This is a genomic window from Halarchaeum sp. CBA1220 (genome assembly GCF_003721175.2).
Lineage (GTDB): Archaea > Halobacteriota > Halobacteria > Halobacteriales > Halobacteriaceae > Halarchaeum > Halarchaeum grantii.
This window is the reverse complement of record NZ_CP054707.1, coordinates 1,356,003-1,381,841: the sequence shown is the minus strand read 5'-3', so window position 1 is coordinate 1,381,841 and position 25,839 is coordinate 1,356,003. Positions and strand designations below refer to the sequence as shown.

General features: G+C 70.1%; 29 protein-coding genes, 1 tRNA gene and 1 other RNA gene. 16 read left to right on the top strand and 15 right to left on the bottom strand.

What is annotated here, in order from left to right:
• Window positions 1-99: 99 nt before the first annotated feature.
• The 5 genes from EFA46_RS07405 to EFA46_RS07385 form a co-directional block, all read right to left on the bottom strand.
• Window positions 100-492 (bottom strand): hypothetical protein, encoded by a 393-nt coding sequence (locus EFA46_RS07405; protein WP_123077095.1) that lies wholly within the window; start codon window positions 490-492, stop codon window positions 100-102.
• Window positions 492-866: a hypothetical protein gene (locus EFA46_RS07400; protein ID WP_123077097.1), complete on the bottom strand. Its 375-nt coding sequence runs from the start codon at window positions 864-866 to the stop codon at window positions 492-494. Before EFA46_RS07400 ends, EFA46_RS07405 begins: the two co-directional genes overlap by 1 nt.
• 320 nt (window positions 867-1,186) lie before the next feature.
• The gene (locus EFA46_RS07395; RefSeq protein ID WP_123077099.1) at window positions 1,187-3,172 is read right to left on the bottom strand and encodes a hypothetical protein; all 1,986 of its coding nucleotides are present in this window, start codon (window positions 3,170-3,172) and stop codon (window positions 1,187-1,189) included.
• A gap of 121 nt (window positions 3,173-3,293) precedes the next feature.
• On the bottom strand, window positions 3,294-3,539 hold the full coding sequence (locus tag EFA46_RS07390) for a hypothetical protein (protein WP_148040691.1): 246 nt from the start codon (window positions 3,537-3,539) through the stop codon (window positions 3,294-3,296).
• Between the two features lie 343 nt (window positions 3,540-3,882).
• Window positions 3,883-3,957: transfer RNA gene (locus tag EFA46_RS07385), tRNA-Arg, on the bottom strand.
• Window positions 3,958-4,052: 95 nt separating this feature from the next.
• On the opposite strand from EFA46_RS07385, the gene EFA46_RS07380 reads away from it, so the two are divergent.
• Window positions 4,053-4,883: a geranylgeranylglycerol-phosphate geranylgeranyltransferase gene (locus tag EFA46_RS07380; protein WP_123077101.1), complete on the top strand. Its 831-nt coding sequence runs from the start codon at window positions 4,053-4,055 to the stop codon at window positions 4,881-4,883.
• A gap of 51 nt (window positions 4,884-4,934) precedes the next feature.
• Window positions 4,935-5,342: a CoA-binding protein gene (locus tag EFA46_RS07375; protein ID WP_123077103.1), complete on the top strand. Its 408-nt coding sequence runs from the start codon at window positions 4,935-4,937 to the stop codon at window positions 5,340-5,342.
• A 2-nt stretch (window positions 5,343-5,344) separates the two neighbouring features.
• Here EFA46_RS07375 and EFA46_RS07370 read toward each other — a convergent pair whose 3' ends face one another.
• The gene (locus tag EFA46_RS07370; protein ID WP_123077105.1) at window positions 5,345-5,608 is read right to left on the bottom strand and encodes a DUF5798 family protein; all 264 of its coding nucleotides are present in this window, start codon (window positions 5,606-5,608) and stop codon (window positions 5,345-5,347) included.
• A gap of 86 nt (window positions 5,609-5,694) precedes the next feature.
• On the opposite strand from EFA46_RS07370, the gene ffs reads away from it, so the two are divergent.
• An RNA gene (gene ffs / locus EFA46_RS07365) (signal recognition particle sRNA) lies at window positions 5,695-6,010 on the top strand.
• Between the two features lie 88 nt (window positions 6,011-6,098).
• On the opposite strand, the gene EFA46_RS07360 is transcribed toward ffs, so the two are convergent.
• The 3 genes from EFA46_RS07360 to EFA46_RS07350 form a co-directional block, all read right to left on the bottom strand.
• Window positions 6,099-7,013 carry a mechanosensitive ion channel family protein gene (locus EFA46_RS07360; RefSeq protein ID WP_123077107.1) on the bottom strand — a complete coding sequence of 305 codons (915 nt, stop codon included), beginning with the start codon at window positions 7,011-7,013 and terminating at the stop codon, window positions 6,099-6,101.
• Window positions 7,010-7,252 carry a YhbY family RNA-binding protein gene (locus EFA46_RS07355; RefSeq protein WP_123077109.1) on the bottom strand — a complete coding sequence of 81 codons (243 nt, stop codon included), beginning with the start codon at window positions 7,250-7,252 and terminating at the stop codon, window positions 7,010-7,012. The genes EFA46_RS07360 and EFA46_RS07355 overlap by 4 nt, the downstream gene beginning before the upstream one ends.
• A 72-nt stretch (window positions 7,253-7,324) precedes the next feature.
• Window positions 7,325-7,600, bottom strand: a complete 276-nt coding sequence (locus EFA46_RS07350) for a ribonuclease P protein component 4 (protein ID WP_123077111.1) — start codon at window positions 7,598-7,600, stop codon at window positions 7,325-7,327.
• A gap of 72 nt (window positions 7,601-7,672) precedes the next feature.
• On the opposite strand from EFA46_RS07350, the gene EFA46_RS07345 reads away from it, so the two are divergent.
• Both EFA46_RS07345 and EFA46_RS07340 read left to right on the top strand, forming a co-directional pair.
• Complete coding sequence (locus EFA46_RS07345) at window positions 7,673-8,758, top strand: glycosyltransferase family 4 protein (protein WP_123077113.1); 1,086 nt, start codon at window positions 7,673-7,675, stop codon at window positions 8,756-8,758.
• Between the two features lie 23 nt (window positions 8,759-8,781).
• Window positions 8,782-9,879 carry a glycosyltransferase gene (locus tag EFA46_RS07340; protein WP_123077115.1) on the top strand — a complete coding sequence of 366 codons (1,098 nt, stop codon included), beginning with the start codon at window positions 8,782-8,784 and terminating at the stop codon, window positions 9,877-9,879.
• Here the strand turns inward: EFA46_RS07340 and EFA46_RS07335 are convergent.
• From EFA46_RS07335 to EFA46_RS07320, 4 genes are read right to left on the bottom strand one after another with little or no spacing between them, the layout of a single operon-like run.
• Window positions 9,876-10,304, bottom strand: a complete 429-nt coding sequence (locus EFA46_RS07335) for a hypothetical protein (protein ID WP_123077117.1) — start codon at window positions 10,302-10,304, stop codon at window positions 9,876-9,878. The two genes, EFA46_RS07340 and EFA46_RS07335, sit on opposite strands and share 4 nt — an antisense overlap.
• Window positions 10,305-10,361: 57 nt before the next feature.
• Window positions 10,362-10,703 carry a hypothetical protein gene (locus tag EFA46_RS07330; RefSeq protein WP_148040692.1) on the bottom strand — a complete coding sequence of 114 codons (342 nt, stop codon included), beginning with the start codon at window positions 10,701-10,703 and terminating at the stop codon, window positions 10,362-10,364.
• Window positions 10,700-11,698 (bottom strand): PGF-CTERM sorting domain-containing protein, encoded by a 999-nt coding sequence (locus tag EFA46_RS07325; RefSeq protein ID WP_123077121.1) that lies wholly within the window; start codon window positions 11,696-11,698, stop codon window positions 10,700-10,702. The genes EFA46_RS07330 and EFA46_RS07325 overlap by 4 nt, the downstream gene beginning before the upstream one ends.
• A 40-nt stretch (window positions 11,699-11,738) precedes the next feature.
• Window positions 11,739-12,503, bottom strand: a complete 765-nt coding sequence (locus tag EFA46_RS07320) for a DUF2797 domain-containing protein (RefSeq protein ID WP_123077123.1) — start codon at window positions 12,501-12,503, stop codon at window positions 11,739-11,741.
• 85 nt (window positions 12,504-12,588) lie between these two features.
• On the opposite strand from EFA46_RS07320, the gene EFA46_RS07315 reads away from it, so the two are divergent.
• The 6 genes from EFA46_RS07315 to EFA46_RS07290 all read left to right on the top strand — a co-directional run bounded on the left by EFA46_RS07315 (window position 12,589) and on the right by EFA46_RS07290 (window position 18,522).
• Window positions 12,589-13,233 carry a Yip1 family protein gene (locus EFA46_RS07315; protein WP_123077125.1) on the top strand — a complete coding sequence of 215 codons (645 nt, stop codon included), beginning with the start codon at window positions 12,589-12,591 and terminating at the stop codon, window positions 13,231-13,233.
• 94 nt (window positions 13,234-13,327) lie between these two features.
• Window positions 13,328-14,803, top strand: coding sequence for a hypothetical protein (locus EFA46_RS07310; protein WP_123077127.1), 1,476 nt, complete (start codon window positions 13,328-13,330; stop codon window positions 14,801-14,803).
• 3 nt (window positions 14,804-14,806) lie between these two features.
• On the top strand, window positions 14,807-15,469 hold the full coding sequence (locus EFA46_RS07305) for an ABC transporter ATP-binding protein (protein WP_123077129.1): 663 nt from the start codon (window positions 14,807-14,809) through the stop codon (window positions 15,467-15,469).
• On the top strand, window positions 15,466-16,602 hold the full coding sequence (locus tag EFA46_RS07300) for an ABC transporter permease (RefSeq protein ID WP_123077131.1): 1,137 nt from the start codon (window positions 15,466-15,468) through the stop codon (window positions 16,600-16,602). The genes EFA46_RS07305 and EFA46_RS07300 overlap by 4 nt, the downstream gene beginning before the upstream one ends.
• Before the next feature lie 96 nt (window positions 16,603-16,698).
• A complete protein-coding gene (locus tag EFA46_RS07295; RefSeq protein WP_123077133.1) occupies window positions 16,699-17,379 on the top strand; it encodes an SOS response-associated peptidase in 681 nt (226 codons plus the stop codon).
• Between the two features lie 102 nt (window positions 17,380-17,481).
• Complete coding sequence (locus tag EFA46_RS07290) at window positions 17,482-18,522, top strand: lysylphosphatidylglycerol synthase transmembrane domain-containing protein (RefSeq protein ID WP_123077135.1); 1,041 nt, start codon at window positions 17,482-17,484, stop codon at window positions 18,520-18,522.
• Here EFA46_RS07290 and EFA46_RS07285 read toward each other — a convergent pair.
• The gene (locus tag EFA46_RS07285; protein WP_123077137.1) at window positions 18,519-19,421 is read right to left on the bottom strand and encodes a hypothetical protein; all 903 of its coding nucleotides are present in this window, start codon (window positions 19,419-19,421) and stop codon (window positions 18,519-18,521) included. The two genes, EFA46_RS07290 and EFA46_RS07285, sit on opposite strands and share 4 nt — an antisense overlap.
• A 290-nt stretch (window positions 19,422-19,711) precedes the next feature.
• On the opposite strand from EFA46_RS07285, the gene EFA46_RS07280 reads away from it, so the two are divergent.
• The gene (locus EFA46_RS07280) at window positions 19,712-20,476 is read left to right on the top strand and encodes a winged helix-turn-helix domain-containing protein (protein WP_123077139.1); all 765 of its coding nucleotides are present in this window, start codon (window positions 19,712-19,714) and stop codon (window positions 20,474-20,476) included.
• Here EFA46_RS07280 and EFA46_RS07275 read toward each other — a convergent pair.
• Complete coding sequence (locus tag EFA46_RS07275; protein ID WP_123077141.1) at window positions 20,469-21,050, bottom strand: hypothetical protein; 582 nt, start codon at window positions 21,048-21,050, stop codon at window positions 20,469-20,471. The two genes, EFA46_RS07280 and EFA46_RS07275, sit on opposite strands and share 8 nt — an antisense overlap.
• Window positions 21,051-21,155: 105 nt before the next feature.
• Here EFA46_RS07275 and EFA46_RS07270 point away from each other — a divergent pair, with 105 nt between their 5' ends.
• From EFA46_RS07270 to EFA46_RS07255, 4 genes are read left to right on the top strand one after another with little or no spacing between them, the layout of a single operon-like run.
• Window positions 21,156-22,028 carry an ABC transporter ATP-binding protein gene (locus tag EFA46_RS07270; RefSeq protein ID WP_123077143.1) on the top strand — a complete coding sequence of 291 codons (873 nt, stop codon included), beginning with the start codon at window positions 21,156-21,158 and terminating at the stop codon, window positions 22,026-22,028.
• Window positions 22,025-23,794, top strand: a complete 1,770-nt coding sequence (locus EFA46_RS07265; RefSeq protein ID WP_123077145.1) for an ABC transporter permease subunit — start codon at window positions 22,025-22,027, stop codon at window positions 23,792-23,794. Before EFA46_RS07270 ends, EFA46_RS07265 begins: the two co-directional genes overlap by 4 nt.
• Complete coding sequence (locus EFA46_RS07260) at window positions 23,787-24,833, top strand: ABC transporter permease (RefSeq protein ID WP_123077147.1); 1,047 nt, start codon at window positions 23,787-23,789, stop codon at window positions 24,831-24,833. Before EFA46_RS07265 ends, EFA46_RS07260 begins: the two co-directional genes overlap by 8 nt.
• 31 nt (window positions 24,834-24,864) lie before the next feature.
• Window positions 24,865-25,839 carry an aldo/keto reductase gene (locus EFA46_RS07255; protein WP_123077149.1) on the top strand — a complete coding sequence of 325 codons (975 nt, stop codon included), beginning with the start codon at window positions 24,865-24,867 and terminating at the stop codon, window positions 25,837-25,839.

Sequence of the window (25,839 nt, the reverse complement as noted above, 5' to 3'; positions counted from 1 at the left end):
GTTAGCGATAGCGACGCCAGCGAGCGACGCCAGCGCACCAGCGACGTACATAACACGTCCGTCGATGTTCTGAAGTTCAGTTTCCATGCTTCTCACCACCTATCTCGCGACGATTGCACCGACGACGATTTGCAGGCTAAGCACGACGCCGTCCGACCACGGCGAGTACGTCGCCATCATGTCCTGCACAGGAGTGAGGAAGGCGTACGCAGCGAGCAGGCCCATCACGCCGGCGACGATGAACCACTCGCTCGGATGGTAGTACCGTGGGTCGCGAGTCGAGCTCGAGAAGAAAATCAGGCAGAGCGCAGCCATCGACGCACCCCACGGCAGGTACTTGTACCGCGTGAGGAGGTCGATAGCATCCTGCGCGAGCCCGGTCATCACGAGCCCGCAGAGCGCGAACACGAGCAGGCCGAAGGAGGTCAGGATGCTGATGCGCTTGTACGCGCGAATCACACCCGACCAGCCGCTCGAGGACGAGTACGCCATCAGTCACCACCGTCCCGAACGCGGACCTCGAACCCGTACGCCTCCTGCTCCTCGCCGTTCTCGTCCTCGAAGGTGTACGAGTCTTCGTCCTTCTTGATGCCGACGACATCACCGGGTCCGACGTCGGCGTTGTCGAGCGGGCGCGTGACGGACGCACTCGCGAAGTAGGAGACGTACCGAGGCTCCTCACCATCGACGCGAGTCAGGTGGAAGCGATCACGTCCGTACCGGTCGGCGTCGCGCTCGATGGCCCGCACTTCAGCGACCACCGAGTCGCCGGGGTCGAGATTCAGAACATCGTCGTACTCTTCGTCGTCGTTACCGGAGGAGACCTCAGCGAGGTCGTCCCAACTCGGCTGTTTGCCTTGCGACATACGCGCGCATTTTGGCACCCTATCAACTAGACGACTAGAGTGGGGCCTAGGGGGAGGAAAGAGTATTTATACCGGTTTGAGGGGGAATAGCTAGTCTTGAGAAGGGAACAGCGGATCAATTTTCCAGATGAGCAGAATGATTCGAGCCATAATTCCGGCAGTAAGCAAACCGCTGGCAAGAAGTATCCCATCTATTCTCTCGGGGGGCCATTCCGTTACCACCGTTCCGATGATGATAACGAGTGTAGCATACAGCACTCCAAGATTCGTGCCACTGTCAGAGTCCATATAGCAGCGAACCGTAGTCAAGGCCGATAAACTCACGTCTTTGAACGAGTATTCTCAATCTCGCTGAAGGCCGTTTCTAGATGCTTTGGCGGCACACCAGACTGTGCGACAACACCCATCGGCGAGAGTGACGTGTTTTCAGCGAGGTGGCGAACGCGGTCGAGGGCGTCGTCGAGTTCGCGCTGCTCCTCGAAGGACAGCTCACGGACGACCGGGTCCGGATCAAGGAAGGACAGCCACTCGTCTACTGAGAGTGAACCGAGCGACCAGTCTTCGGCCGCGTTCGCGAACCGGAGTTCGTCACCGTCACACTCGCAGTGGTCTGGGAGATCGTCGCCACGCCAAGACTCGAGCGACCGAGCGAGCACGTCGCACCGACACACAACGTACGTCGCCGGGTCACCCAGGAACGCGGCAATCTCGCCGCGAGTCTTCGGGCGCGTCGGTATCCGCAGCGCGCGCATATCGACGCCACCGCCCGTTGCGGGCTTCTCCTCGCCGGAGGACTCGATGATGGCGTCCATCCGCCACGACGGCGCGCGAGTAACCGAGTCGAACTCGACGCACGTACCGTAATGGGGGTCGACTTTCGTCGACGCCGAAGCAGCCGCGCGCGCAGACGGCCACCGGTCGCCGACACTCCCGGCGTCCCATCGGTCTGATTCGCCGTCGTCCTCGAGCCCGTCGCCGGACCCATCAGCCGCGAGCACGCGAGCGCCGGTTTCTCGACGAGCCTCAGTCAGCGTATCGTAGTGCTGCGGAATCTGCCAGGGCGAGCCACAACACGAACACTCGAAATCAACGCCGCGCCGCGACGAGCGAACGATTCGCTCACCGTGGCCGACGTTCTGGTTCGACCGTTCTGACTCGTGGCGCTGTTTACAGGAATCAGCAGCTATCGCGCTGTTCGCCGTCATCGACCGCGTCGCCTTCTGCGAGCCGGTCGCCCACTGGGTCGCGGCCCACATGATGTACTGGTCCGACCGTTCGAGCAAGTCCTCTTCCGCCGAGGCGATATACTCAGCGGCGTACGCGGACCACGACTCGATTTCTTCGTCGTCACCGACACGCCGTACCGAGATCGCGCCGTCACCGTGCGCGCTCGAGCCGGCGAGGTCGCACACGTCTACGTGCTTGTCGATCACCTCGCGGAACGCGGATTCGAGACGGCGCGTCTGGTCGCCGGTACCGAGTGGTGCAGCGTCGACCATCAGCATCACGTGATGGTGGCCGTAGCCGACGTTCGGGCCGTCACCGGGGTGTGGCTCTCCTTGCTTGTGGTACAGGTAGTCGATCACACCGAGCTTGTCCAGCTGATAGTGGAGAGTTCGATAGACGCCATCGGTCCACGAGTCCGCGATCTCGCGGTCGTGGTCGGCCGGGCCGATTCGGTCGCCGTTCGGCATCGAGGTACCTGAAAGCGTGAGGATCACCGAGTGTGGATTCTCGTACTCGGGCTCCGCGTCACCGCCAGACGGACGCTGGCCGCCGACCGTCTCGCGTTCGAGCGCTTTCAGGCGGGCGACCTCGCGCTTGCAGTAGCTCGGCTGCCACGAGTTTTCGAGTTCGATCAGGAACTCCTCGTAGTCGGACTCGCCTGCGTATCCGCGAGCGAGTCGTCCCTGTCGTCCTCGAGCCCGTTCGTACCACGCGAGCATCGCGGCAATCGCGTCCAACCAAGTGACAGCGCGCCGTTCTTCGACCTCGCTCACGTTGAACGTGTCACCGGTCGGACCGGGTTCGTCGACGCGGTACTCAACCCACGTCTCATTGACGACCTCGGAGCGGAGCTTCCGACCGTCCGTCTCGGACAGCGGCGTCATCAACCGCTCGCCGTACTCGTCCCATATCTGTGCGAGCCGGTGAGCCGGGTGAGGCAGGTCACGCGTCGGGTCAACGTCCTCGAAGTCGTTGAGACCGTATCGCTGAATTGCCGTCTGAAGCGCTCTACACGATGACGAAGAGTTAGTCCGGTTGGCTGGCCAAGCCGCACCGCCGGTTGATTGCCCGGTACTCATAAGTCGAGGTCAGAAGGAGAGTCGCCAGTACGGCAGATGGGACAGCTACCGGGGTGGACTGCGAGGTCGCGAGCGTACTCGACGATGTACGCGTCGCAGGTCCCGCAGGTGTACGCGACGTTCACCGCGTCTCACCCGAGAGGTATCGCGCGTAGCAGTCGAGGCAGACCCGCGCGCGGAACAGAATCGACTCAGCGGGGTTGATGCAGGGCGTCCAGCAGTTCCGGCACTTGTAGGCCCGCTGGTCAGCGTCGAGGTCGGCGGTGAGCCGCGCCTCGATCTCCGCGCGGAACTCGGCAGCGGAGGAGCGCGAATAGGGGTCACCCGGTTCAGGTGAACCGCTCGGCCCTTGGGAGGCATCAGACACGAGAATCACCTCCTAGGCGACGCCGACGAGGGGTCCCTCCCTCCGGTCGGGACTGATGCGGTGGGAGGTCGAGGACCGAGCAACTACCGCTGGGCAGTACCGTCCGCGCTCGCGGCGCAGCGCTCGCGCTGGCCGAGCAGAAATCGACGAGATTCTGGCCGGACTCGAGTACGGAAGGGCCGGCCTTTGCAAAGCTAATCGCCAGAGGGCGACGGGGCGCGCAAGCTAACCTGTTTGGATCAGAATATACGTCGTTCTCGGACGAAGCTAAAACGCCGTGAAGGTGTCGAAGAAGGCTTGATACGCCAGAATCGGTTTGGCGTCGATTCTGGAGGTTTGCGAGTGGGCGTTGCAGGATTTGAACCCGCGGCGTCTTGGTCCGAAGCCAAGTGCTCTGTCCAAGCTGAGCTAAACGCCCGCGTATGTTCGTTCCGGGCGGTGGCGCTTAAGTCCCGCGATTCGGCGTGCACGAGATGCGGGCGTTTATGCGGGTGGGCCGACGACGCTGCGGTAATGTCTCTCGGCGAGCGGGCGCGCGGACTCTTGGACCTCTGTCGACCGCTGAACGCGGTCCTCTCGGGCGTGTTGACGCTCATCGGGGCGTACGTCGCGGGCCGGCCGTTCGCGGGCGCCGCGCTGGTGGCGGCGCTCGCGACGGTGTTCGCGGTGGCGGCGGGGAACGCGATCAACGACTACTTCGACCGTGAGATCGACCGGATCAACGCACCTGAGCGCCCAATTCCGCGCGGCGCGGTGTCGCCGCGCGGGGCACTCGCGTTCAGCGTCGCCCTCTTCGCGGTGGCGGTGGTGTTCGCGCTCTCCCTCCCGGTGGTCGCGGTCGCGATTGCGGCGGTGAACCTCGTCGCGCTCGTCGCGTACACGAAGCTCTTCAAGGGCCTGCCGGGTGCGGGGAACGCTGTCGTCGCGTACCTCGGCGGGAGCACGTTCCTCTTCGGCGCGGCGGCGGTCGGCCGCCCGCTCGCGGGGGCGGTGCTCGCGTTGCTCGCGGCGCTCTCGACGTTCGCGCGCGAGGTGGTGAAGGACGTCGAGGACGTCGCGGGCGACCGCGAGGAGGGGTTGAACACGCTCCCGATTGCGGTCGGCGAGCGTCCCGCGCTCCTCGTTGCGGCGGGCGTGCTGGCGCTCGCGGTGCTGGCGAGCCCGCTCCCCTACGTCACCGACCTGTTCGGTGTCGCCTACCTCGCAGTCGTCGTGCCGGCGGACGCCGTGATGGCGTACGCGGCGTATCTGGCGTTCTCGGATCCGACTCGCGCGCAGGGGCTCCTGAAGTATGGGATGGTGCTCGCGGCGGCGGCGTTCGTCGTCGGACGGGCGTTCGCGTGAGTGGGGGTCGGGGCCTCTAGGTTTTTCGGCGCCGCGTGCGAACGCCCACGTATGCCCGTCGAGGACGACGAGACGCTCGCGGAGATACTCGACTACGAGACGATTGCGGTCGTCGGCTGTTCGAGCACGCCCGGGAAGGCCGCCCACGAGATCCCGAAGTACCTGCAGGAGCACGGCTATCGCATCGTCCCGGTGAACCCGACGGTCGACGAGGTGCTCGGGGAGCGCGCGTACGACTCGCTCGCGGACGTCGAGGAGGACGTCGATGTCGTGGACGTCTTCCGGCCGAGCGAGGAGGTCGCGGGCATCGTCGAGGAGGCGCTCGCGCGCGAGGACGTGCGGGTCGTCTGGACGCAACTCGGCATCGAGGACGACGAGGCGGCGCGTCGTGCGGAGGAGGGGGGCCTGCTCGTCGTGCAGGACCGCTGTCTGAAGGTCGAACACGGCCGCCTGAAGTAGGCTTACGCGTCCGCGTCGTCGAGGTCCGCGTCGTCGAGGTCGGCGAGCACCGCCTCCGTGTCCACGCCGTTCTCGGCGGCGATGGCTTCGAGGAGCGCGCGCTGCTCGGCGAGTTCGGCGTCGAGGTCGGCGACGCGCTCGTTCGTCTCGCTCACGGTGTCGCGCATCTCGTGTATCTGCTCGCGCATCGACTCCACGCGCTTGTAGAGCTTCTCCGCGAGGTCCGTCAGCTTGCTCACCTTGCTCGCCGTGTTCGCCAGTCCCATACACCACTCTCGGCCGTCCCGACCCTAAGGTCTTCCCCCGTCGCCCGGGTTAACGAAAGGCCCTTATGTGAAACCCGACTACGCAGAGATGGACTAGGTCGGGCGGTTTGGCCCCGCCCCTCGCCCGCGAAATGGTCATCAGCGGGGACCGAACGCCGTGGGAGTCCGGCCCGCCCGGGTCGGACCCCGGAAGCCGACGTCGAAACCTCGTCCTTCGGGGGCGACGGTCCGTCGTCTACGCGCCTGCAGGGGCGTCGTAGCACGGTTCGTCGGTGCGATCCCGCCAGGCACGGAAGTGAGCAGCGGAGCACCGGACGGTCGTCGCTCGAAGGGTCGCGGGGTGGAGGAGGCGACCGGGACTATCCGTCCCGGAACGGTCAGGCGACCACGGCCCGTCCACCATTCATACCGGTTTTCACTGCCCACGAGCCGCCGGCTCGCGCTGGTGCTCGACGCGTGGAGCCACAGAAGCGGGGAGGGGCGGACGTCGCTACTCGGCGTCGAAGGCCTCGGGGTCGACGGCCTCGCCGTTGACGGTGACGGCACCTTCGAGCGTGCGCGTCGGGTAGGGGATGTCGATGCCCTCCTCGTCGAAGCGCTCCTTGACGGCCTGCACGTACTCGCTGCGGGTCTTCACGAAGTCGGCGCGCGAGGGGTCGCTGATCCAGAAGCGGCTCTTGAGGCCGACGAAGGAATCGCCGAGCTGGGTGAGGCGCACGGAGACGCCGGGGTCGTCGAGGATGTCGTCGCGCTTCTCGGCCTCCTCGACGATGATCTCCGTGGCCTTCTCGATGTCGTCGTCGTAGCCGATGCCGAACTCGAACTGGACGCGGAGTTTGTCCTTCGCGACGGGGTTCTTGATGACGCCGTCGGTGAGGTTCGAGTTCGGGACGGTGAGGAGTTCGTTGTCGAAGGTGCGCACCCGACTAACGCGGAGGCTGATGTCCTCGACGACGCCGGAGTTGCCGTCCCACTCGATCCAGTCGCCGATCTTGAACGGCTTGTCCGTGTAGATGAAGATGCCCGCGACGAAGTTCTTCAGGACGTCCTGCATCGCGAAGCCGATGGCGAGCGTCGCGGCCGCGCCGATGGTGGCGACGGCGGTGAGGATGTTCCCGAAGCCGGCGAACGCGAACGCGACGCCGACGGCGACGAACAGCACGACGATTGCCGTGACCTTCCGGAGCGGGCGTTTGGCGTGCTCGTCGAGACCGCGCCGTTCGAGGACGCGGCTCACGAGCGGGAGCACGACCGCCTTCCCGACGTAGTAGAGGACGGCGGCGACGACGAGGAAGGTGATCGCCTTCCCGAGCGGCCCCGCGTAGGAGGCGTCGATGTAGCGCGCGAGGAAGTCGCCGACGGCGTTCCCGGTGGACGCCTGGAGTGGGAGCGCGACGCCCGTCATCGGGTGTAGACGGCGGTGTTCCCGCGCGTCTCGAAGACCTCCGCGTTCGCCTTCTCGGCGAGGTCCTCGGCGAGTTCCTCGGTGGTCGTCCCGCCCCGCGACGCGCGGAGGAACTTCACCTTCACCACGTCCCGGTCGCCGAGTTGGTCGTCGAGCTCGTCGACGACGGACGCGATTCCGGCCTTCCCGACCCAGACGGTCACGTCCGCCTCGTGGGCTTTCGTGCGTAGATCAGCCATTACGTCCTCGATAACTCGCGGCGAGACTTTGAAGCTTCGGCCTTTGGGCGCGTCACGCGCCGACCGTGGCGATCAGTGATACGGGTAGCGCGCCTGCGCGCCGCAGTCGCAGGTGACGACGACGTGGCCGTCCTGCAGGCGGACGCGGGCGTTCCGCCCGGGAATCAGGTAGGTGTCGCAGGCGTCGCAGGTGAAGCGGACGAGGTCGCGGGGGAGGCGCAGGCGGTTGCGCTCGGCGATGCGGCGGGCGAGTCGGACGTACTCGCGCGAGCGCTCGTACTCGCCGTCGCGCGCGGCGGCTTCGGCGAGCGCGGTGAGTCGCTCGATGCGTTCCTCCGCGACGGTCATACCCCGAGAGTCGGCGACGGCGCCCGAAAACCGTTCCGGTAGGCCTTTCGCCGCCGCCCCGCATCACCCCGTATGCGCACCCTCGACTACCTCGAATTCGAGGACCGCCTGCGTGGCGGCATCGTCACGGCGACCCGCCAGCAGCGCAAAGCCCTCCGCAGGCAGGGGGTGGACGTCACCGAGTCGCCGTGGCGGGCGGGCGACCCGGTGCGCTCGCTCGGCACCGCGTTCGCGGGGCTGGGCTACTTCGACGACTACGACGTCGCGCACTGCAACACCATCGGCCCGGGGTCGCTCGCGGTCGCCCGGCACGCGAAACGCGAGGACGTCCCGCTCGTCCTCCACGCGCACACGACGGGCGAGGACTTCGCTGGCTCCTTCCGGTACTCCGAGCGCGCCGTCCCCGCGCTGAAGGCCTACCTGACGCGCTTCTACGCGCAGGCGGACGTCGTGCTCTGCCCGAGCGACTACACGCGCTCGGTCCTCGAGTCCTACCCCGTCGACGCCCCGATACGCACGGTGTCGAACGGCGTGGACGTCGAGAGCCTCGAGGGGTACGAGTCGTTCCGCGAGGAGACGCGCGAGCGCTTCGACCTCGAGGGGATGGTCGTCTTCTCCGTCGGCGAGGTCTTCGAGCGCAAGGGCCTCTCGACGTTCTGCCGGCTCGCGGAGCGCACCGACTACGACTTCGCGTGGTTCGGCCACTACGAGACGGGCGCGGCGGCGAGCGCCGAGGTCACGAAGTGGACGCAAAACCCCCCGGAGAACGTGACGTTCACGGGGTTCGTCGAGGACAAGCGGATGGCGTTCGGCGCGGGCGACGTCTACTGCTTCCCGACGAAGAACGAGAACCAGGGCATCGCCGTCCTGGAGGCGATGGCGACCGGGAAGCCGGTCGTGCTCCGGGACATCCCGGTCTTCGAGGAGTTCTTCGAGGACGGCCACGACTGCCTGAAGTGCGAGACCGAAGCGGAGTTCCGCGACGCCCTTGAGCGACTCGCCGACGACCCCGAGCTGCGCGAGCGCCTCGGTGCGAACGCGCGCGAGACGGCGAACGAGCACTCGCTCGCACGCGTCGGCGAGCGCCTCACGGACGTCTATCGGGCGCTGTTGAACGGGGAGGTGCCGCCCGAGTCGAGCGAACCGATGGACGGATAGGCCCGCGCGCCACAGTCGGGCGTATGCAGCCACGCGTCGCGGCGTTCACGGACACCTACCTCCCGACGGTCAACGGCGCGACCTACACGGTGCGGACGTGGCGCGAGCGCTGGCAGGCCCGCGGCGGTCGGATGGACGTCGTCTACCCGGACGCGGACTACGAGCCCGACCCCGGCGAGCATCCCGTGGCGAGCCTCGACTTCCCCTTCTACGAGGGCTATCGCCTCGCGCTCCCGCACACGCCGCGCGGCGTCGTCACCCCGGACGTCGTCCACGCCCACTCGCCGTTCGCGGTCGGGCTCGCGGGCTACCGCTACGCCCGGCGTCAGGACGCGCCGTTCGTCGTCTCCTACCACACGCCGACGAGCGAGTACGTCGAGTACCTCGCGCCGGACGCGCTCGTCGCGCCCCTCGAGCGCGCGAGCGAGCGCTGGGAGCGGTTCTTCCTCGACCGGGCTGACCTCGTGCTCGCGCCGAGCGAACGCACCTGCGCACACGTCCGCGACCTCGGCGTCACCACGTCCGTCGAGGCGCTCTCGAACGGCGTGGACGTCGAGTTCTTCGCGCCGACCGAGAGCGCGGGCTTCCGCGAGCGCCACGGCCTCGGCGACGGCCCGCTCGTCGGCTACACGGGCCGCCACGGCTACGAGAAGCGCCTGCGCGACCTCGTGGACGCCGTCGCGGGGCTCGACGCGACGCTCGTCGTCGGCGGGGACGGCCCCGCGCGCGACGACCTGGAAGCCCGCGCCCGCGAGCGGGACGTCGACGCGCGCTTCCTCGGCTTCCTCGACCGCGAGGAGCTCCCGGCGTTCTACAGCGCGCTCGACGTCTTCGCGTTCCCGAGCCCGGTCGAGACCGAGGGCCTCGTCGCGCTGGAGGCGAACGCCTGCGGGACGCCGGTCGTCGGCGCGGACGCCGGCGCGCTCGTCGAGACGGTCGACGACGGGGAGACCGGCTATCACTACCCGGTTGGCGATGTTGATGCGTTCCGCGACGCGATCCGGCGCGCGCTCGATGAACGGGCGTCGCTCTCCGAGGCGTGCGTCGCGCGGCGTGAAGAAGTGAGCGTCTCGCGGGCCATCGACCGCTTAGAGGCGGCGTACGCCCGCGTTCTCGATTAGTCGCGGTCCTCGAGCGCGTTCGCGATGCGGTCGAGCTTGTTGTTCGTTCGCTCGACCTCCTTGCGGAGCTGCTCGAGCTCGCGGCCGATCTTCTTCTGCGCGCCGGAGTCCTCCTCGCCGCCGCGGCCGCCGGGACCGCCGCCCATCCCACCGGGGCCGCCACCGCCGCCCATCATGCCGCCCATCATCTGCGCGAACGGGTTGCCGCCGGCACCGCCGGGGCCGCCACCGCCACCCATCCCGCCGGGGCCGCCTTCGCCGCCCATGCGCTCGCGGAGCTCCTCGCGACGGTCGCCCTCGTCGCCCTCGCGCTCCTCGCGCTGCTCGCGGATCTCCTCGACGCGCTCGCGGAAGGACTTCGTCTCGTCGTCTCCCTCGCCGGTGTCGGCGTCGGTGCCCTCGCTCTCGTGGTCGTCGTCTGCCATACGCCGTGTTTCACGTGTCGGTGTGAAAAGCCCTGTGTCACCGGCCGGTGAGGGGGGCTACGAGAACGCGTCCGCGTCGCGCGCGAGCCGGACGACGACGGCGGCGGCGACGAGGAGGACGACGACGTCGAAGCCCGCGCGGAAGAGCGGCTGGTAGCGCGCGCTCGCCCAGACGCCGATGAGCGTGCCGACGGTCGTGTAGAGATTCACGGCGGCGACGAGCGCGAGCACGCCCGCGATGGCGATGCCGAGCCAGCGCGCGACGCGCACCAGCGAGCGGCCGGACGCGTCGGTCGAACCGGTCGGCTCCGCGCCGTCGTCGACCTCCGCCTTCGATGCGTCGTCGGCGCCGACGCGTTCGACGGCGTCCGCCGGTTCGTCGTGGTCGGGGTCGCTCACGCCGACCACCTCCGTGCGAGGAGGGCGACGCCCGCGAGCGCGGCGAGCGCGGCGGGGACGCCGAAGCCGGGCGTCCCGCCGCTCGTCTCGGTGGTCGTCCGCGGCGGCTCCCCGTCCTCGCGGTCGGTCTCGAAGTCGCTGACGTCCAGCTCGACGCCTCGGGTGGTCTCGTTCACGCTGATGGTGCGCGACGGGTCGAGGTTCGCGGCGGCCGTCGTCGAGTCGACGATGACGCCGTCCTTCCGGAGGATCGCGTCCACGTAGTAGTTGTAGCCGCTCGGGACGGCGAGCGTCGCGTTCGGCGTGACGGTGTGCCCGGACGCGACGTCCGAGACGGCGACGCTCGCGCGGTCCGCGACGAGGTTCGAGTCGGCCTGTCGCGCGACGTACTCGACGGTGACGGGCTCGCTCTCCCCACCCGTGTTCGTCACGTGCGCGGCGACGTCGAGCGTCGTGCGCTCGTCGCCCGCCTCGCGGACGGCGACGGCGACCGTCGGGATGACCCCGCCGGCGAACTCGTGGAAGCGGATCGGACTCCGCGCGTACGCGGGCGTGAGCGCGCCGACGCCGCGCACCGAGCGGTGGCCGGTCGCGACCCGACTGCCGTTCTCGTAGACGACCGTCTCGATCCGGTAGCCGCCCGCGCGCTCGACGGTGAGGGTCGCCGTCGGGGCGCGCTCGCCACCGGCGGTGAGCGTGCCGAGCGAAGCGGTGGTGCTCGTCGCGACGAACCCGCTCTCGAGGTCGATGGCGCGCGTGAGCACGGTGACGTTCCGAGCGGTGCCGCCGTCGTGGCTAACGTAGTTCGTCACGCCGAGCGTGACGGTGTCGCCGGCGACGGCGGTCGGCGCGACGGTCATCTCCGTGTACGCGATGCGTGCGGGCGGGCGGTCCCGGTCGGGCGGCGCGAGCGCGCCGGGGACGGCGAGGGCGGCGACGAGCGACAGCGCGACGAGCGCGGCGGCGCCGCCGAGGAGGGCTCTCTCTGCGTTCACGGCGGCGAATCACGAGCCAGCGATAAGTGTCTTCGGGGTGTCAGGAGAACGCGCCGAGGCTCGCCTGCAGGTCGCGCCCGCTCGCCTCCGCGCGCGCCTCGTGGCCGACGAGGTCCCGGAGGTCGACCGCGTACGTCGTGCCCGCGCGTTCGAGACAGCAGACGCGGCCCTGCACGCCGCGAACGGTCCCGGTGGCGAGCACTTCGGGGACGGGCTGGCTGTCGAGGGCGAACCCGTAGTCGAGTTCGAGCACCTCGACGGGGTCGAAGCCGGCGAGGGCGTCGCGCCAGACCGCGTCGTCCATCGTCTCGTGGAGGCCCGCGACCTTCGTCGGGACGCGCACGCGGTCGGGTATCCCGTGCTCGGCCGCGATGTCGGCCTCGATCTCGCGGGCGATCCGGCCGTTCTCGACCGTTCGGAGGTGGGCGGCGACGTCCGCGCCCTGCTCGCGCAGGCGAGTCTCGAGGCGCCACTCGCGCGTCACGCCGACCTTCACGGTGTCGGGCGCGAAGCCTGCGAGGTAGACCACGTGCGCCTCGTGGCAGTCCATCTCGTCCTTCAGGCACTCGCCCGTGCACTTCGCGCAGATCCACGTCGAGGTGTGCGCGCGACAGTACGGCGCGTCCGCGTTCGCGCAGGCGACGTGGCGACCCTCGGTTATCGTGCCCGCGCAGCGCCGCTCGCCGAGGGCGTACGCGAGGTCGGTGCCGGGTTCGAGGATGAGGCGAGTGAGGTCGCCGTCGCTCGCGAGGCGGAGCGCCGCGTCGTCCCCGGGTCGGCTCGGCCGGTAGCCCACGAACTGCACGCGCGACGCTACGCCGGGGCGGCGTAAAGCCGTGGCGAGTGCGCGGGACAAGAGCCAAGTGACGACCCGGCGAATCGGCACCCACATGCCCTCCAACTCGACGGTCCGCAGGCTCCTCACCGACCCGAACGGCTTCTTCGCCGCGAAGGAGGACGCCGAGGAGTGGGGACTCCTCCGTCCCGCGCTCCTCGTCGCCGCCACCGGCGTCGTCGGCGCGGCCTCGGCCTACCTGATGACGAGTCTCGTGGTGAACGCCCTCCCCGAGGACGCCCAGGGCGTCGGCGCCTTCATCGGCGTCGTCGGCGCGCTCGCCGCCTTCGTCGGCACCTTCCTCATCTGGGGCGTCCTCGCAGTCGTCTTCTTCGCCCTCAGCGCGCTCTTCGACGGCGAGGGGTCGCTGAAGAAGACGCTCGCCTACGTCGGCTGGGGCTACCTGCCCCAGCTGGTCGGTTCGGTCGTCAGCCTCGCGCTCACCTACGTCGGCCTCCGTGGGCTCACGCCGCCGAGCGACGCCTCGCAGTATCAGGCGTTCGTCCAGCAACTCCAACAGCGCCCGATATTCCTCGTCTCCACCGCCGTCGGCGTCGTCTTCCTCCTCTGGGCGGGGTTCGTCTGGACGTTCGCGCTGAAGCACGCGCGTGACCTCGACGTCCGGCAGGCCGCGATCTCGGTGTTCGTCCCCGTCGGCCTCTACGCGCTCTACCAACTCTCCTCGTACCTCCGGCTATGACGGGCGCGACCGGTGGCGGCAGCGTTTTGGCGCTGGCGCGTCACGTCACGCACATGATTGAACGCGCGTTCACACCCGACGCGAGGAGACGACGATGACCCGCTCGCGCTCGCGGACCGCCGTCGTCGCCGCCCTCCTGCTCGCCCTCCTCGTCGCGCCCGTCGCGCCCGCCGTCGGCGCGAGCGCCACCTACGTCTCCATCACGGACGCGACCGTCACGCCGGAGTCACCCGCGCCCGGCGACACCGTCACCGTCGACGCCACCGTCCGCAACCTCGCGTCGAGCGGGTCGGGCTTCAGCATCGACTACGTCCGCCTCCTGACCGATAGCGGGCGCGTTCGCGGGTACGCGGGCGACCTCGGCACGCTCGCGCCGGGGAGCGAAATCGGCGTCCCGCTCACCACCACCTTCGACTCGGCCGGCACCTACCACCTCCGCGTCGAAGCGCACGGCACCACCGACACCGGCGAGGAGAAGACCGTGAAATACCCCGTCGTCGTGCGCGTCGGCGAGCGCGGACCCGCCGTCGACGTGGACGTGCCGAACGCCGTCGCGGGCGCCGCCTCTCCCGTCGACGTCACCGTCGCGAACGGCCTCGACACCGCCGTCAGGAACGTCCGCGTCACCCTCTCGGGCGAGGGCGTGCGCGTCGTCCAACCGCAGCGCGTCGCCGCCACCGTCGAGTCCGGCGCGAGCGAGACGGTCACCTTCGACGCCATCGCCGCCGGCCCGGGCGTGCACAACCTCAGTGCCACCGTCCACTACAGCACGAGCGACGCCGACCGCGAGACCACCTACACCGTCCCCGTCGCGTTCGCGCCGCTCCGCGAGGACGTCGCGCTCACGACCGAGCGCGTCGGCGACGGGAGCGCGCTCAGCGTCGCCGTCACCAACCTCGGGAACGCCGCCCTGCGCGACGTCTCGATTCGCGGGGAGAGCGAGCGCGCCACCGTCACCGGCGCGACCATCGCGAGCGTCCCCGCCGGCGAGACCCGGACGGCCGTCGTGAACGCGAGCGGCCTCAGCGGCGAGACGCCCGTCCGCGTCGTCGCCACCTACGACTACGGCCCCGACACACGGAGCGGGACCGCGAGCGCCGACACCACCGTCGCCGCGAACCCCGGACAGATCCGGCTCACCGGCCTCTCGCTCGAACGGGAGAACGGCGACCTCCACATCACCGGGAGCGCGAGCAACGTCGGCCTCGGCGCCGTCGATAGCGTCGTCGTCAGCGTCCTCCCCGGTGAGGGCGTCCAACCCGCCTACCCCGGCAAGGAGTACTTCGTCGGCACCGTCCCGGAGAGCGACTTCGTGAGCTTCGACGTCTACGCGGCGACGAGCGCGAACGCGACGAGCGTCCCGCTCGAAGTTACCTACCTCGCCGACGGCGCGCGACAGACGACCACGGTCGAGGTGCCGATAGACGACGCCCGACCCGCCACCCAACCCACCGAGTCGAGCGACGGCGGTGGCGGCTGGCTCGTCCCTGGTCTCGTCGGCCTCCTCGTCGTCGCCGGCGTCGGCGCCGCCGTCTACGTCGGATGGACGAACTACGCTCGCGGGGAGTAGCTCGTGCCCGTCATCGAAACCCGCGGCCTGACGAAGACCTACGAGTCCGGCCCCGAGACCGTCGAAGCCCTCGTCGACGTCGACTTCGCGGTCGAGGAAGGCGAGTTCGTCTCCATCGTCGGCCCGTCCGGGAGCGGGAAGACCACGCTCCTCAACATGCTCGGCCTCCTCGACCAGCCGACCTCCGGCGACCTCTACGTCGCCGGCGAGGACGCCACCGCGCTCGAGGAGCGCGAGCGCACCCGTACCCGCAAGCGCTTCATCGGCTTCGTCTTCCAGCAGTTCTTCCTCATCCCGACGCTCACCGCACAGGAGAACGTCGAAGTCCCGCGACTCCTCGAACGCGACCCGCACGCCGCCGAGCGCGCCGCCGACCTCCTCACGCAGTTCGGCCTCGGCGAGCGCCTCGACCACACCCCGGACGAGCTCTCCGGCGGGCAGAAACAGCGCGTCGCCATCGCGCGCTCGCTCATCAACGACCCGCGTCTCGTGCTCGCGGACGAACCCACCGGGAACCTCGACCGGACCACGAGCACGAAGATACTCGAGGAGTTCCAGCGCATCTGCGGGGAGGGCGTCGCCGTCATCGCCGTCACGCACGACGAACTGCTCGAGGAGTACGTGGACCGCACGGTCGAGATCGTGGACGGTGAACTCACGCGATGAACCCGCTCTACGAGCGCTTCCCGTGGCTGCTGATGGCGCGCCGGAACGTCTCGCGCACTCCGGTCCGCTCCGCGCTCGCCGCGCTCGGCATCGTCATCGGCGTCCTCGCAATCGCCTCACTGGGTGTGTTCGGGACGACGCTCCAGTACTCGGTCACGCAGAACCTCGGCGACGTCGGCAACGACGTCACCGTCTCGCCCGCCGCCGACACCGGCGAGCAGTACCTCAGCGACCGGGACGTCCGGGACATCGAGCGCGCCGTCACCACCGAGACCGTCGTCCCCGTCAAGCAGGACCGCGGCGTCGTCACCTACGGGAGACAGCGGACGGCGGTGGCGCTGTACGGAATCGAACGCCCCGGGCGGCTGTTCGAGGCGCGCGACGGCCGCATCCCCTCGCCCCTGCGTAGCGGCGTCCTCGTCGGGTCGACGCTCGCGGACAGCCTCGACGTGCACGCCGGGAACTCGCTGAGCGTCGACGGGAAGACCTACCGCGTGAAGGCCGTCCTCGAATCGCAGGGTGGAATCACCGCGCTCAATCCGGGGAGCGGCCTCGTCGTCCCGCCGGGCGCCATCGACCACGCGGGCTACGACCAGGTCGTCGTCCGCGCGGAGAGCGCCGCCACCGCGAACGCCTCCGCACAGAACATCCGCGAGCGCCTGAACGACCGCCAGGAGCGCGTCAACGTCTTCGAGTACGCGTCGCTCACGAGCCAGATATCGAACGTCTTCGGCGTCGTCAACACCTTCCTCATCGGCGTCGGCTCCATCTCGCTCGTCGTCGCCGGCGTCAGCATCCTCAACGTCATGCTGATGAGCGCCGTCGAGCGCCGCCAGGAGATCGGCGTCCTCCGCGCCGTCGGCTACCAGAAACGCGACGTCCTCGTCATCATGCTCGCCGAAGCCGTCCTCCTCGGCATCGTCGGCGGTGGCGTCGGCGTCCTCCTCAGCATGGCCGCCGGCCTCGTCATCAATCAGGTCGTCCTCGGCGACCCGCTGTTCACGTTCAGCGCCGCGAACCTCGGCTACTTCGGCGCCGCGTTCGCGTTCGCGTTCGTCACCAGCCTCCTCAGCGGCCTCTACCCCGCGTGGAAGGCCGCGAACCGCAACCCCGTCGAGGCGCTCCGGTCGTAACCCCCACCTTCTGTATCGCGATATTCACTATACCTCTCAGTTCGAGAGCGGCGAGCGGACCGGCGAGGCTTAGGCGCTCCGCGCGTATCGCGACGTATGTGCGGCCGCTACGCGCTCTTCAGTGATTCGGAGACGCTCGCCCACCGCTTCGACGTCACCGTCGCGGAGTACGAGCCGACGTACAACGCCGCGCCCTCCCAGTCGCTCCCCGTCGTGACGAACGACGACCCCGGCGTGCTCCAGTCGTTCCAGTGGGGCCTCGTGCCGCCGTGGGCGGACGACGCCGACCCCGGCCCCATCAACGCCCGCGTCGAGACGGCACACGAGAAACCGACGTTCGCCGAGAGCGTCGAGACGCGGCGCTGCCTCGTCCCCTGCGGCGGCTTCTACGAGTGGCGCGAGGAGGGCGGCACGAACCAGCCCTACTTCTTCGCGCGCGCGGACGGCGCGCCGTTCGCGATGGCCGGCATCTGGGCGCGCTACGAGCCCGAGACGAAACAGACCGGCCTCGGGGAGTTCGCGGACGCCGGCGAACCGGACCAAGAGGCCGACGCCGTCCACTCGTTCGCGATACTCACCACCGAGGCGTCCGGCGTCGTCGCCGACTACCACCACCGCGAGTCCGTCGTCCTCTCGCGCGCGGAGGAGGCGCGCTGGCTCGACGGCGACCTCGACGTCCGCGAGCACGAGAACGCGCTCGACGTCACCGCCCGCCCGGTGTCTCGGGCGGTGAACGACCCCGCGAACGACCGGCCGGCGCTCGTCGAGCGCGTCTGATCGCCGACGCGAGCACACCGATAAATCGGATGCCGCGATAGCAAATCCGCGCCGACGGGACGAAGCCGTGGGGTTCACGTCCCCGTTCACCCAAAGGTCGCCATGCTCGACAACCGTCGTCAGGCCGCCGGCGTCGGGTTCCTCGTGGCGGCGCTCCTGCTCGCGGGGCTCTTCTGGTACGTCGGCGCCGCCGAGGTGTTCGCGGAGCTCGCCGACGCGGACCTCGGCCTCGTCGCGCTCGTCGGCGCGACGGCCGTCGCGTGGCTCTGCGCGTGGACGGTCGTCCTCCGCACCGTCCTCGGCGCGCTCGGCCGGACGCTCTCCGTCCGCGACTCCCTGCTCGTCTACGCGGCCGCGACGTTCGCGAACAACGTCACGCCGTTCGGGCAGGCGGGCGGCGAACCCATCACCGCGCTCCTCATCTCCGACACCGCGGACGTCGAGTACGAGCGCGGCCTCGCCACCATCGCGAGCACGGACGCACTCAACTTCGTGCCCTCCATCCTGCTTGCCGTCCTCGGCGTCGCGTACTACGCGACGCAGGTCGGGCTCACCGGGCGCCTCGAAACCGTCGCGACCGGCGTGCTCGTGCTCGCAATCGCCGCGCCCGCCCTCCTCGCGGTCGGCTGGCGCTATCGCTACACCGTCGAGGCCGGCCTCCTCGGTGCGAGCGCGCCGGCCCTCACGCGCCTCGACGCCGCGCTCCCGTGGCTCTCGCTCCCGACGCCGGCAGGCGTGAAGGAACGCATCGAGGGGTTCTTCCACGCAATCGAGCGCATCGCGACGAGCCCGCGACGCCTCGCGCTCGCGCTCGGCTTCTCGGCGGCCGGCTGGCTCTGCCAAGCGGTCGGGCTCTGGGTGGCGTTCCGGGCGTTCGGCGCCGCCGTCCCCATCTACATCGCGCTCTTCGTCATCCCCATCGGCACGATAGCGAGCGCGTCGCCGACGCCGGGCGGCCTCGGCGCTATCGAGGCCGTCCACGTCCTCCTGCTCACCGGCGCGACCCCGGTGCCGGCGTCGACGGTTGCGGCCGTCGTCGCCGTCCACCGCGTCGGCGGCTTCCTCCTGATGACGTCGCTCGGCGGCGGCGCGACCGCCTATCTCTGGTCGCTCGACCGGCGCATGGGGCCGGCCACCGACTAGCGATATCCGAGCGCTTCGAGGCGGGAGACGACGCCGCCGTCGCTCGCCGTGCCGTCGTCGTACGACGCGGGTTCGTGGCTTCCGGTGTCGCGCGCGTCGGTGACACACCACGGCACCGCGCGGAGTTCGGGGGTCGAGACGCCGCCGACGTGCCCGTAGAGGTGGCGCTCGCCGAGGGCGTTCCCGTGGTCGGCGGTGACGGCGACGCGCTCCGCATCGAGGTTTTCGACGAGCAAGGCGACCTCCTCGAGGACGTAGCGGAGGTTCGCGACGTAGTCCGCCCAGACGTCGTCGGGGTCGCGCCACCCGAAGCGCAGTTCCTCCCAGACTGAGAGGGAGACGTCGCCGAACTGTTCGAGCGAGACGCCATCGCCGTCGCCGCGCGGGACGGAGGGGAAGTGGGGTTGCATGTAGTGGACGACGAGGCGCTCAGCGTCGCGCTCGCGACCGGCGGCGATTGCGCGGTCCGTGATCGGGCGTGCCGGAACCGTCCCGAGGTCGTCGTCCCAGCCGTACCGCCAGACCTCGTCGACGAACGCGAAGCCGTCGTGGTCGACGTAGTCGTCCGAGTAGGGGTTGCCGGTGACGTAGCCGACGTCGGCGAGCGCGTCCGTGGGGAGCCGCCCGAACGTCTCCGTGAGCCACTCGCTGGAGGTCGCGCCAGCGGAGTCGACGTCGTCCTCGTGGGTGAGCCAGTCGTAGTCGTCGGCGACGGCCGCCATCAGGTCCGAGCGACACGCGTCGAGGACGACGAGGACGTCCCAGTCGCGCTCGAAGACGTCGTCGGCGTCCGTCCGCTTGCCGTACGTGTAGTAGGTCCGCGAGAGGAGTTCGAGGAGAACCGAAGGACCGCCGTGTCGGAGCGCCCGAACGCTCTCTCGGACGAGGCCACGACTCATATAGCTCGGTTACGGTAGGCCCGTGAAAAAGTCGCCGAAGCGGCGGTCGTACGCGGCGTCTCGCGACGAACGCTCATCGGTCGCCGGATGGCGACCGAGAGCAGTTCAGAGGCACAGCCGGTGCGTGTGCACCAGCACGCGTACCATGGTGGCCGCCCCGTATTAACCCACGTACTGCGGACGGAATCACCAACTCGGCGTACATAATAAAACTGCCTGTCTTTTATATACTATCGCGCCCGTCGTGACACAAGCGAGTATTTATACGCGGGCCGACACCACGAACCCGTATGACCGGCGACCCCGAGCGCTTCGCCCGACTGCTCGTTCAGCGCGCGCCGGTCCTCCACTCGCTCGACGGCGCGAACGCGAGCAAAGCCGAGCTGGCGGACGACCTCGGCGTCTCGCGCTCCACCGTCGACCGCGCCGTTCGGGACCTCGAATCCGTGTACGCCGTCGAGCGCCGCGACGGCACCGTCACGCTCACGCTTGTCGGCCGCCTCGCGCTCACAGCCTACGACGCCTTCCAGACGGACCTGCGCTCGCTCACCGGGTGCGACGGCCTCACGCACCTCGACGCCGACACGCCGGTCACGCTCGACGTCGTTCGCGGCGCCACCACCGTCACCGCCTCGCCGGGCGCGCCACACCAGCCCGTCTCCGCGTTCGTCGACTTCGTCGAGGACGCCGTCCACGTCGAGCTCTACGCGACGATGGTCCTCCCGACGGTCGTCGACGCCATCGCGCGACGCATCGAGGAGGGCCTCACCGTCGACGCCTACCTGAACGGTGCCGCCCTCGACGCGCTCCTCGCCGACCACAGCGAGACGGCGACGCGCGTCCTCGACAGCAGCCGCGTCACCGTCGCCGAAACCGCCGCCGACTACTGCTTCGACTTCGCGCGCTTCGACCTCGCCGACGGCCGGCAGGTCACCGCCATCGCCTACGGCGCGCACGGCGTCGACGAACTCCTCGTCAACGACACCGCCGACGCGCTCGCGTGGGCGCAGACCCGACTCGACGCCCTCGAGGACGACGCGACCGTGCTCACCTGACCCGGGGGCCGGCGAGCGTCGCGCCGTCGTAGTCGCGCTCGACGCGGTACTCCACGTCCGTCAGTCGCGTCCCCGCCCACACCCCGAGGACGACCGTCGCCTCGTCGTCCACGTGCCGGTCGACGACGCGGCGCGACTCACCCGCCCGCAGAACCGGCAGGAGCTCGTCGTACGTCCGCTCGCCGTCGACCTCGACCGCGATTCGGGCGTCTATCGCGGGGCCTGCGCCGACGTTGGCGACCGCGAGACCGGCATCGTCCGGCTCGAGGACGACCTCCGGGGCGGCCTCGGCGCGCCGCGTTCGGCGCTGTTCGACGTTCCCCCAGACGAGGGCGAGCGCGTACCAGACCGTCGCGAGGACGACGTAGAGGCCGAAGAGGAGGCGCGTCCGACTCGCGGGGAGGACGCCGACGAGGTAGGCGACGAACGTCAGGCCGACGAGCACCCCGAAGCCCACGATGCTCGCGTAGAGGACGAACGACCGGCCGGCGACGCGCCGGATGCGGTCCCGGTATCCCGTGAGGCCGACCTCGGACTCACCGCTCGACGACCAGTCGAAGGGCAGCGACGACATCGTCCCGCGATAGCGTCCGCGCGCGGATAGCGCCCACGGTCCGGCGCCGACTCACGCGCCGAGGCCGCCGCAACGACCATGGGCGTCGAGTCCGCGCGCTAGGGCGTGCTCTCCGTCTCCGGCCTCCGGAAGACCTACGGCGGCGTCGAGGCCGTTCGCGGCATCGACTTCGAGGTCGCCGACGGCGAGGTGTTCGGCCTCGTCGGCCCGAACGGCGCCGGGAAGACGTCGACGCTGAAGACGCTCGCCGGCCTCCTCGAACCGACCGCGGGCGACGTCGTCGTGAACGGCTACGACTCCACGGACCCCGAGATGCGCCACACCCTGGGGTTCCTCCCCGAGGAGTCCCCGCTCTACGAGGACATGACGCCGCGCTCGTACCTCCGGTTCTTCGCGGACCTCTACGACGTCCCGCGCGACGTCGCGGACGAGCGCATCGCCGCGACGCTCGACCGCCTCGCCCTCGACGCCCGCGACCGGCCCGTCGGCGACTTCTCGAAGGGGATGAAGCGGAAAGTGGCGCTCGCGCGCTCGCTCGTCAACGACCCGGACGTCCTCGTCTACGACGAACCCGCGTCCGGCCTCGACCCGACGACGACGAACGTCGTCGTGGAGTACGTCGGCGAGCTCGCCGAGCGCGGGAAGACCGTCGTCTTCAGCGCGCACGACCTCCACCACGTCGAGTCCGTCTGCGACCGCGTCGCCATCCTCTCGGCGGGGCGAATCGCCGCGCAGGGGACGCTCGCGGAGATCCGCGAGGAACACGGCCGCGTCGAGTACCGGGTATTCACGGACGTCGCGCTGGACGCGAGTGAGGAGGTCGAACCGGGACGCCACCGAACGACCGTCGAGTCGATGGCCGAGATGGACGCGCTTCGCGAGCGCGCGCGAGCGGCGGGCGGCGACGTCGTGGACGTCCGGACGCGCGAGTCCACGCTCGAGGACGTCTTCCTCGCCGTCACGGGGAGCGAGCCGTGAGCCCGCGCAGGACCCTGCGGATCGCGCGCTGGGAGGTGACGCGCGGCGCGGGCGCGCTCGACCGGCGGACCGCCGCCGTCCTCGCCGTCGTCCTCCTCTCGTGCGCCGCGCTCGCGCCCGCCCTCGTCGCGTCCCCGCCCGCGCCCGGCGAGGGTGTCTATCGCGTGAGCGTCGCCGAGTCGAGTCCGTACTACGCGCCGGTCGCCGCCGACGACCAGCTGCGCGCCGTCCCGCCCGGGAGCGAGGCCGTCGTGGGCGGCCGCGCCGAGGTCGCGGTCTCGGGGAGCGCGTTCCGCGTCGCCGATACGGAGAAGGGGCGCGCGGCGCTCGCCGACTTCCGGAGCGCGGTCGCCGCGTACAACGACCGCCGCATGGCGCTCGACGACGACCCGGCCGCCGCGTTCCCCGTCACCGTCGACCTCGCGTACGTCGCGCGCGGGACGACGCCGGTCGCGGACGGCGGGACACCGACGACCGTCGCGGACGGCGGGGCGACCACGACGAGTGCGGACGCGACGAGCACGGACACTACGGCGAGCGACACCGGCCGTGAGACGACGGCGGACACGGCCGGCGCGCCGGCGACCACGCTCCCCGGCGCCGGGTCTGGTGGGGGCGCGCGCCCGACGACGCCGGGCGGCCTCTCCCCGCCGTTCCCCCTCGAGTCGCTCGTGCTCGCGTTCGCGTTCCTCCTCCCGCTGAACGTCGTCATCCAGTCCTACGGCTCCAGCGTCATCGACGAGCGCATCGGCCGACGAGGTGAACCGTTACTCGTCTCCCCCGCCTCCCGGGGCGACATCGTCGCCGGGAAGACCCTCCCGTACTTCGCGGGCGCCGCCGCCATCACCGCCGTCATCGCGCTCGCCGTCGGCGCCGGCGTCCCCGCCGTCCTCGCCGTCCTCCCGCTCGCCGGCCTCTTCCTCGGCGTGACCTTCCTCGGCGCGCTCTTCGCGCGCTCCTACAAGGAACTCACCTTCGTCACCGTCGCCGTCAGCGTCGGCCTCACCGCCTACGCCTTCGTGCCGGCGGTGTTCACCGAGGTCCACCCCATCGCCGCCATCTCGCCGCTCTCCGTCGTCGTCCGCGACGTCCGTGGCGACCCCATCGCCCTCGGCGGGTTCCTCCTCTCCACGGTGCCCGTCGCGACCGCTGCCGCCGTCTGCTACGCGCTCGGCGTCGGCGTCTACCGCGAGGAGGACCTCTTCACGCAGAAACGGCTCCCCGCGAAGGCGCTCGACGCCCTCGCCGCGCCGCTGACGTCCGTCTGGCGCGTCGGCCTCTGGAGCGCGCTCCTCATCCCGTTCGTCCTCGTCGCCGAACTGTTCAGCGTCGCCGTCCTCTTCGTCGTCCCCGGCGCGCTCGCCGTCCCCGCGCTCCTCGCCCTCGTCGCCGTCATCGAGGAGGGCGCGAAGAGCCTCCCCGCGTACGCCGGCTTCGCGAGCGGGCGCTTCGAGCGCCGCGACCGCATCGCAGTCGCCGTCGGCGTCGCCTCGGGCGTCGGCTTCTTCCTCGGCGAGAAGCTCCTCCTGCTGACGCGTCTCGTCGGCCTCTCCGACCTCGCGGTCGGGCGGGCCGCCTTCGGGAGCGCGGAACTCGGCGTCGGCTCCCCCGCGCTCCTCCTCGCGCCGCTCGCCCTCCACGTCGCCGCCGCCGTCGTCGCGGCGCTCGGCGCGCGGCGCTCGCGGCGGTGGTACGCCGCCGGCCTCTTGGGGGCGGTCCTCCTCCACGTCGCCTACGACTACGCGGTGGTGGTGCTCCTTGGATAGCCGCCTCGTCGTCGCGCGACGGGAACTCGCGTCGCTCGGCCGCGAGAAGACCATCGTCCTCGCGCTCGCCATCCAGCTCTTCGTCGCGGCCTTCAGCTCGTTCCTCGTCGTCGGCCTCGTCAGCCTCTACGCGCCCGGCGCGACCGCCGGCGCGTACGTCGTCACCGTGGGGGTCGCCGGGAACGCGAGCGGCGACCTCGCGCCCGTCGTCGACGCGGGCGGGGCGCGGACCGCCATCGAGTACGAGAACCCCGCGCTCGCGCGCGCCGCCTTCGAGGACGGGACCGTGGACGCCTACGTCGTCGCGGAGCGCGCCCCGTCCGGCCGGACGCACGTCGACGCCGTCGCGCCAGAGGGCTCCTTCGAGACGACGCTCGTCGTCACCCAGTTGAAGGACGCGCTCACCGACTACGAGCGCCAGCGCCGCGCGGAGCTCGCCGACCGCCTCGACAGACAGCCCCTCGATCTCCCGCCGGAGCGCGGCGGCAACCCCTACTACGGGTTCACCTACACCGTACTCGTGCCCGTGCTCGCCTTCCTCCCGGCGTTCATCAGCGGCTCCATCGCCGCCGACAGCGTCGCCGAGGAACTCGACCGCGGGACGTTCGAGTTGCTCCGGGTCGCACCGCTCTCCGTCGCCGACATAGTCGACGGGAAGGCGCTCGCGTTCGTCGCCATCGCGCCCGCACAGGCCGCCTGCTGGTTCGCGTTCCTCGCGCTGAACGGCACGCCGCTCAGCCACCCGGTCGCCGTGCTCGGCCTCGTCGCCGCCGTCTCCGCGGTGCTCGTCGGCGCCGGCATCGCCACCGCGCTCCTCGCGCCGAAGCGCCGCGAAGCACAGCTCGTCTACTCCTTCGGCGCGCTCGCGGCGTTCGGCGCGGCGAGCCTCCTTCCCGAGAGCCCGCAGAACGTCGTCGCGAAGCTCGCCATCGGCTCGCCCACGGCCGTCACGTGGCTCTCCGTCGCCGGCGCGCTCGCGCTCGGCGTCGCGGGCTACGCGGCGGCCCGAGTCGCGGCAGCCCGCGCGGGCGGCGCGTAGGCTTTTGCCGGAGCCGCGCGTGGGCCCGCGCATGGAGTACACGACGCTCGGGAAGACGGGCACGTCGGTGAGCGAGCTCTGTCTGGGCTGCATGAGCTTCGGGTCGAGCGACTGGCGGCCGTGGGTGCTCGACGAGGAGGAGTCGCGGGAGATAATCGAGCGGGCCATCGACCTGGGGATCAACTTCTTCGACACGGCGAACGTCTACTCGACCGGCGAGTCCGAGGAGATTCTCGGGAACGTGCTGTCCGATTATGAGCGCGACGAGCAGGTGGTGGCGACGAAGGTGTTCGGCGAGATGGGCGAGGACCCGAACAAGCAGGGCCTCTCCCGGAAGGCCATCGAGCAGGAGTTAGAGAACTCCCTCGACAGGCTCGGCATGGACACCATCGATCTCTACCAGATTCACCGCTGGGACCCGAAGACGCCCATCGAGGAGACGCTGAAGGCCCTCGACGACGCCGTCCGCCGTGGACAGGTGCGCTACGTCGGCGCGTCGTCGATGTGGGCCCACCAGTTCGCCGACGCCCTCCACACCAGCGACGCCTTCGGCCTCGAGCGCTTCGTGACGATGCAGGACCACTACAACCTCGTCTACCGCGAGGAGGAGCGCGAGATGCTCCCCCTGTGTGAAAAGGAGGACGTCGGCGTGCTCCCGTGGTCGCCGCTCGCGCGCGGCTACCTCACGCGCCCCCACGAGGACATCGACGCGACGGAGCGCGGCGCGAGCGAGGAGCACATGTACGACCACCCCTACCGGGAGGGCGGCGGCCCCGAGGTGAACGAGCGCGTGCAGGAACTCGCCGCCGAGAAGGGCGTGAAGATGGCGCAGGTCAGTCTCGCGTGGCTCCTCCACAAGGACTGGGTGACGTCACCCATCGTCGGCACGACGAGCGTCGAGCACCTCGAGGACGCCGTCGAGGCCACGGAGCTCTCGCTCTCGCAGAGCGACATCGCGTACCTCGAGGAGCCCTACGAGCCGGTGCGGGTGTCCGGGCACGAGTAA

What these genes read in the sequence shown, in the direction of transcription:
- EFA46_RS07405 (WP_123077095.1), bottom strand. Translation starts at nt 492, where the DNA reads ATGGCGTACTCGTCCTCGAGCGGCTGGTCGGGTGTGATTCGCGCGTAC.
- EFA46_RS07400 (WP_123077097.1), bottom strand. Translation starts at nt 866, where the DNA reads ATGTCGCAAGGCAAACAGCCGAGTTGGGACGACCTCGCTGAGGTCTCC.
- EFA46_RS07395 (WP_123077099.1), bottom strand. Translation starts at nt 3,172, where the DNA reads ATGAGTACCGGGCAATCAACCGGCGGTGCGGCTTGGCCAGCCAACCGG.
- EFA46_RS07380 (WP_123077101.1), top strand. Translation starts at nt 4,053, where the DNA reads ATGTCTCTCGGCGAGCGGGCGCGCGGACTCTTGGACCTCTGTCGACCG.
- EFA46_RS07375 (WP_123077103.1), top strand. Translation starts at nt 4,935, where the DNA reads ATGCCCGTCGAGGACGACGAGACGCTCGCGGAGATACTCGACTACGAG.
- EFA46_RS07370 (WP_123077105.1), bottom strand. Translation starts at nt 5,608, where the DNA reads ATGGGACTGGCGAACACGGCGAGCAAGGTGAGCAAGCTGACGGACCTC.
- EFA46_RS07360 (WP_123077107.1), bottom strand. Translation starts at nt 7,013, where the DNA reads ATGACGGGCGTCGCGCTCCCACTCCAGGCGTCCACCGGGAACGCCGTC.
- EFA46_RS07355 (WP_123077109.1), bottom strand. Translation starts at nt 7,252, where the DNA reads ATGGCTGATCTACGCACGAAAGCCCACGAGGCGGACGTGACCGTCTGG.
- EFA46_RS07350 (WP_123077111.1), bottom strand. Translation starts at nt 7,600, where the DNA reads ATGACCGTCGCGGAGGAACGCATCGAGCGACTCACCGCGCTCGCCGAA.
- EFA46_RS07345 (WP_123077113.1), top strand. Translation starts at nt 7,673, where the DNA reads ATGCGCACCCTCGACTACCTCGAATTCGAGGACCGCCTGCGTGGCGGC.
- EFA46_RS07340 (WP_123077115.1), top strand. Translation starts at nt 8,782, where the DNA reads ATGCAGCCACGCGTCGCGGCGTTCACGGACACCTACCTCCCGACGGTC.
- EFA46_RS07335 (WP_123077117.1), bottom strand. Translation starts at nt 10,304, where the DNA reads ATGGCAGACGACGACCACGAGAGCGAGGGCACCGACGCCGACACCGGC.
- EFA46_RS07315 (WP_123077125.1), top strand. Translation starts at nt 12,589, where the DNA reads ATGCCCTCCAACTCGACGGTCCGCAGGCTCCTCACCGACCCGAACGGC.
- EFA46_RS07310 (WP_123077127.1), top strand. Translation starts at nt 13,328, where the DNA reads ATGACCCGCTCGCGCTCGCGGACCGCCGTCGTCGCCGCCCTCCTGCTC.
- EFA46_RS07300 (WP_123077131.1), top strand. Translation starts at nt 15,466, where the DNA reads ATGAACCCGCTCTACGAGCGCTTCCCGTGGCTGCTGATGGCGCGCCGG.
- EFA46_RS07295 (WP_123077133.1), top strand. Translation starts at nt 16,699, where the DNA reads ATGTGCGGCCGCTACGCGCTCTTCAGTGATTCGGAGACGCTCGCCCAC.
- EFA46_RS07290 (WP_123077135.1), top strand. Translation starts at nt 17,482, where the DNA reads ATGCTCGACAACCGTCGTCAGGCCGCCGGCGTCGGGTTCCTCGTGGCG.
- EFA46_RS07285 (WP_123077137.1), bottom strand. Translation starts at nt 19,421, where the DNA reads ATGAGTCGTGGCCTCGTCCGAGAGAGCGTTCGGGCGCTCCGACACGGC.
- EFA46_RS07280 (WP_123077139.1), top strand. Translation starts at nt 19,712, where the DNA reads ATGACCGGCGACCCCGAGCGCTTCGCCCGACTGCTCGTTCAGCGCGCG.
- EFA46_RS07275 (WP_123077141.1), bottom strand. Translation starts at nt 21,050, where the DNA reads ATGTCGTCGCTGCCCTTCGACTGGTCGTCGAGCGGTGAGTCCGAGGTC.
- EFA46_RS07255 (WP_123077149.1), top strand. Translation starts at nt 24,865, where the DNA reads ATGGAGTACACGACGCTCGGGAAGACGGGCACGTCGGTGAGCGAGCTC.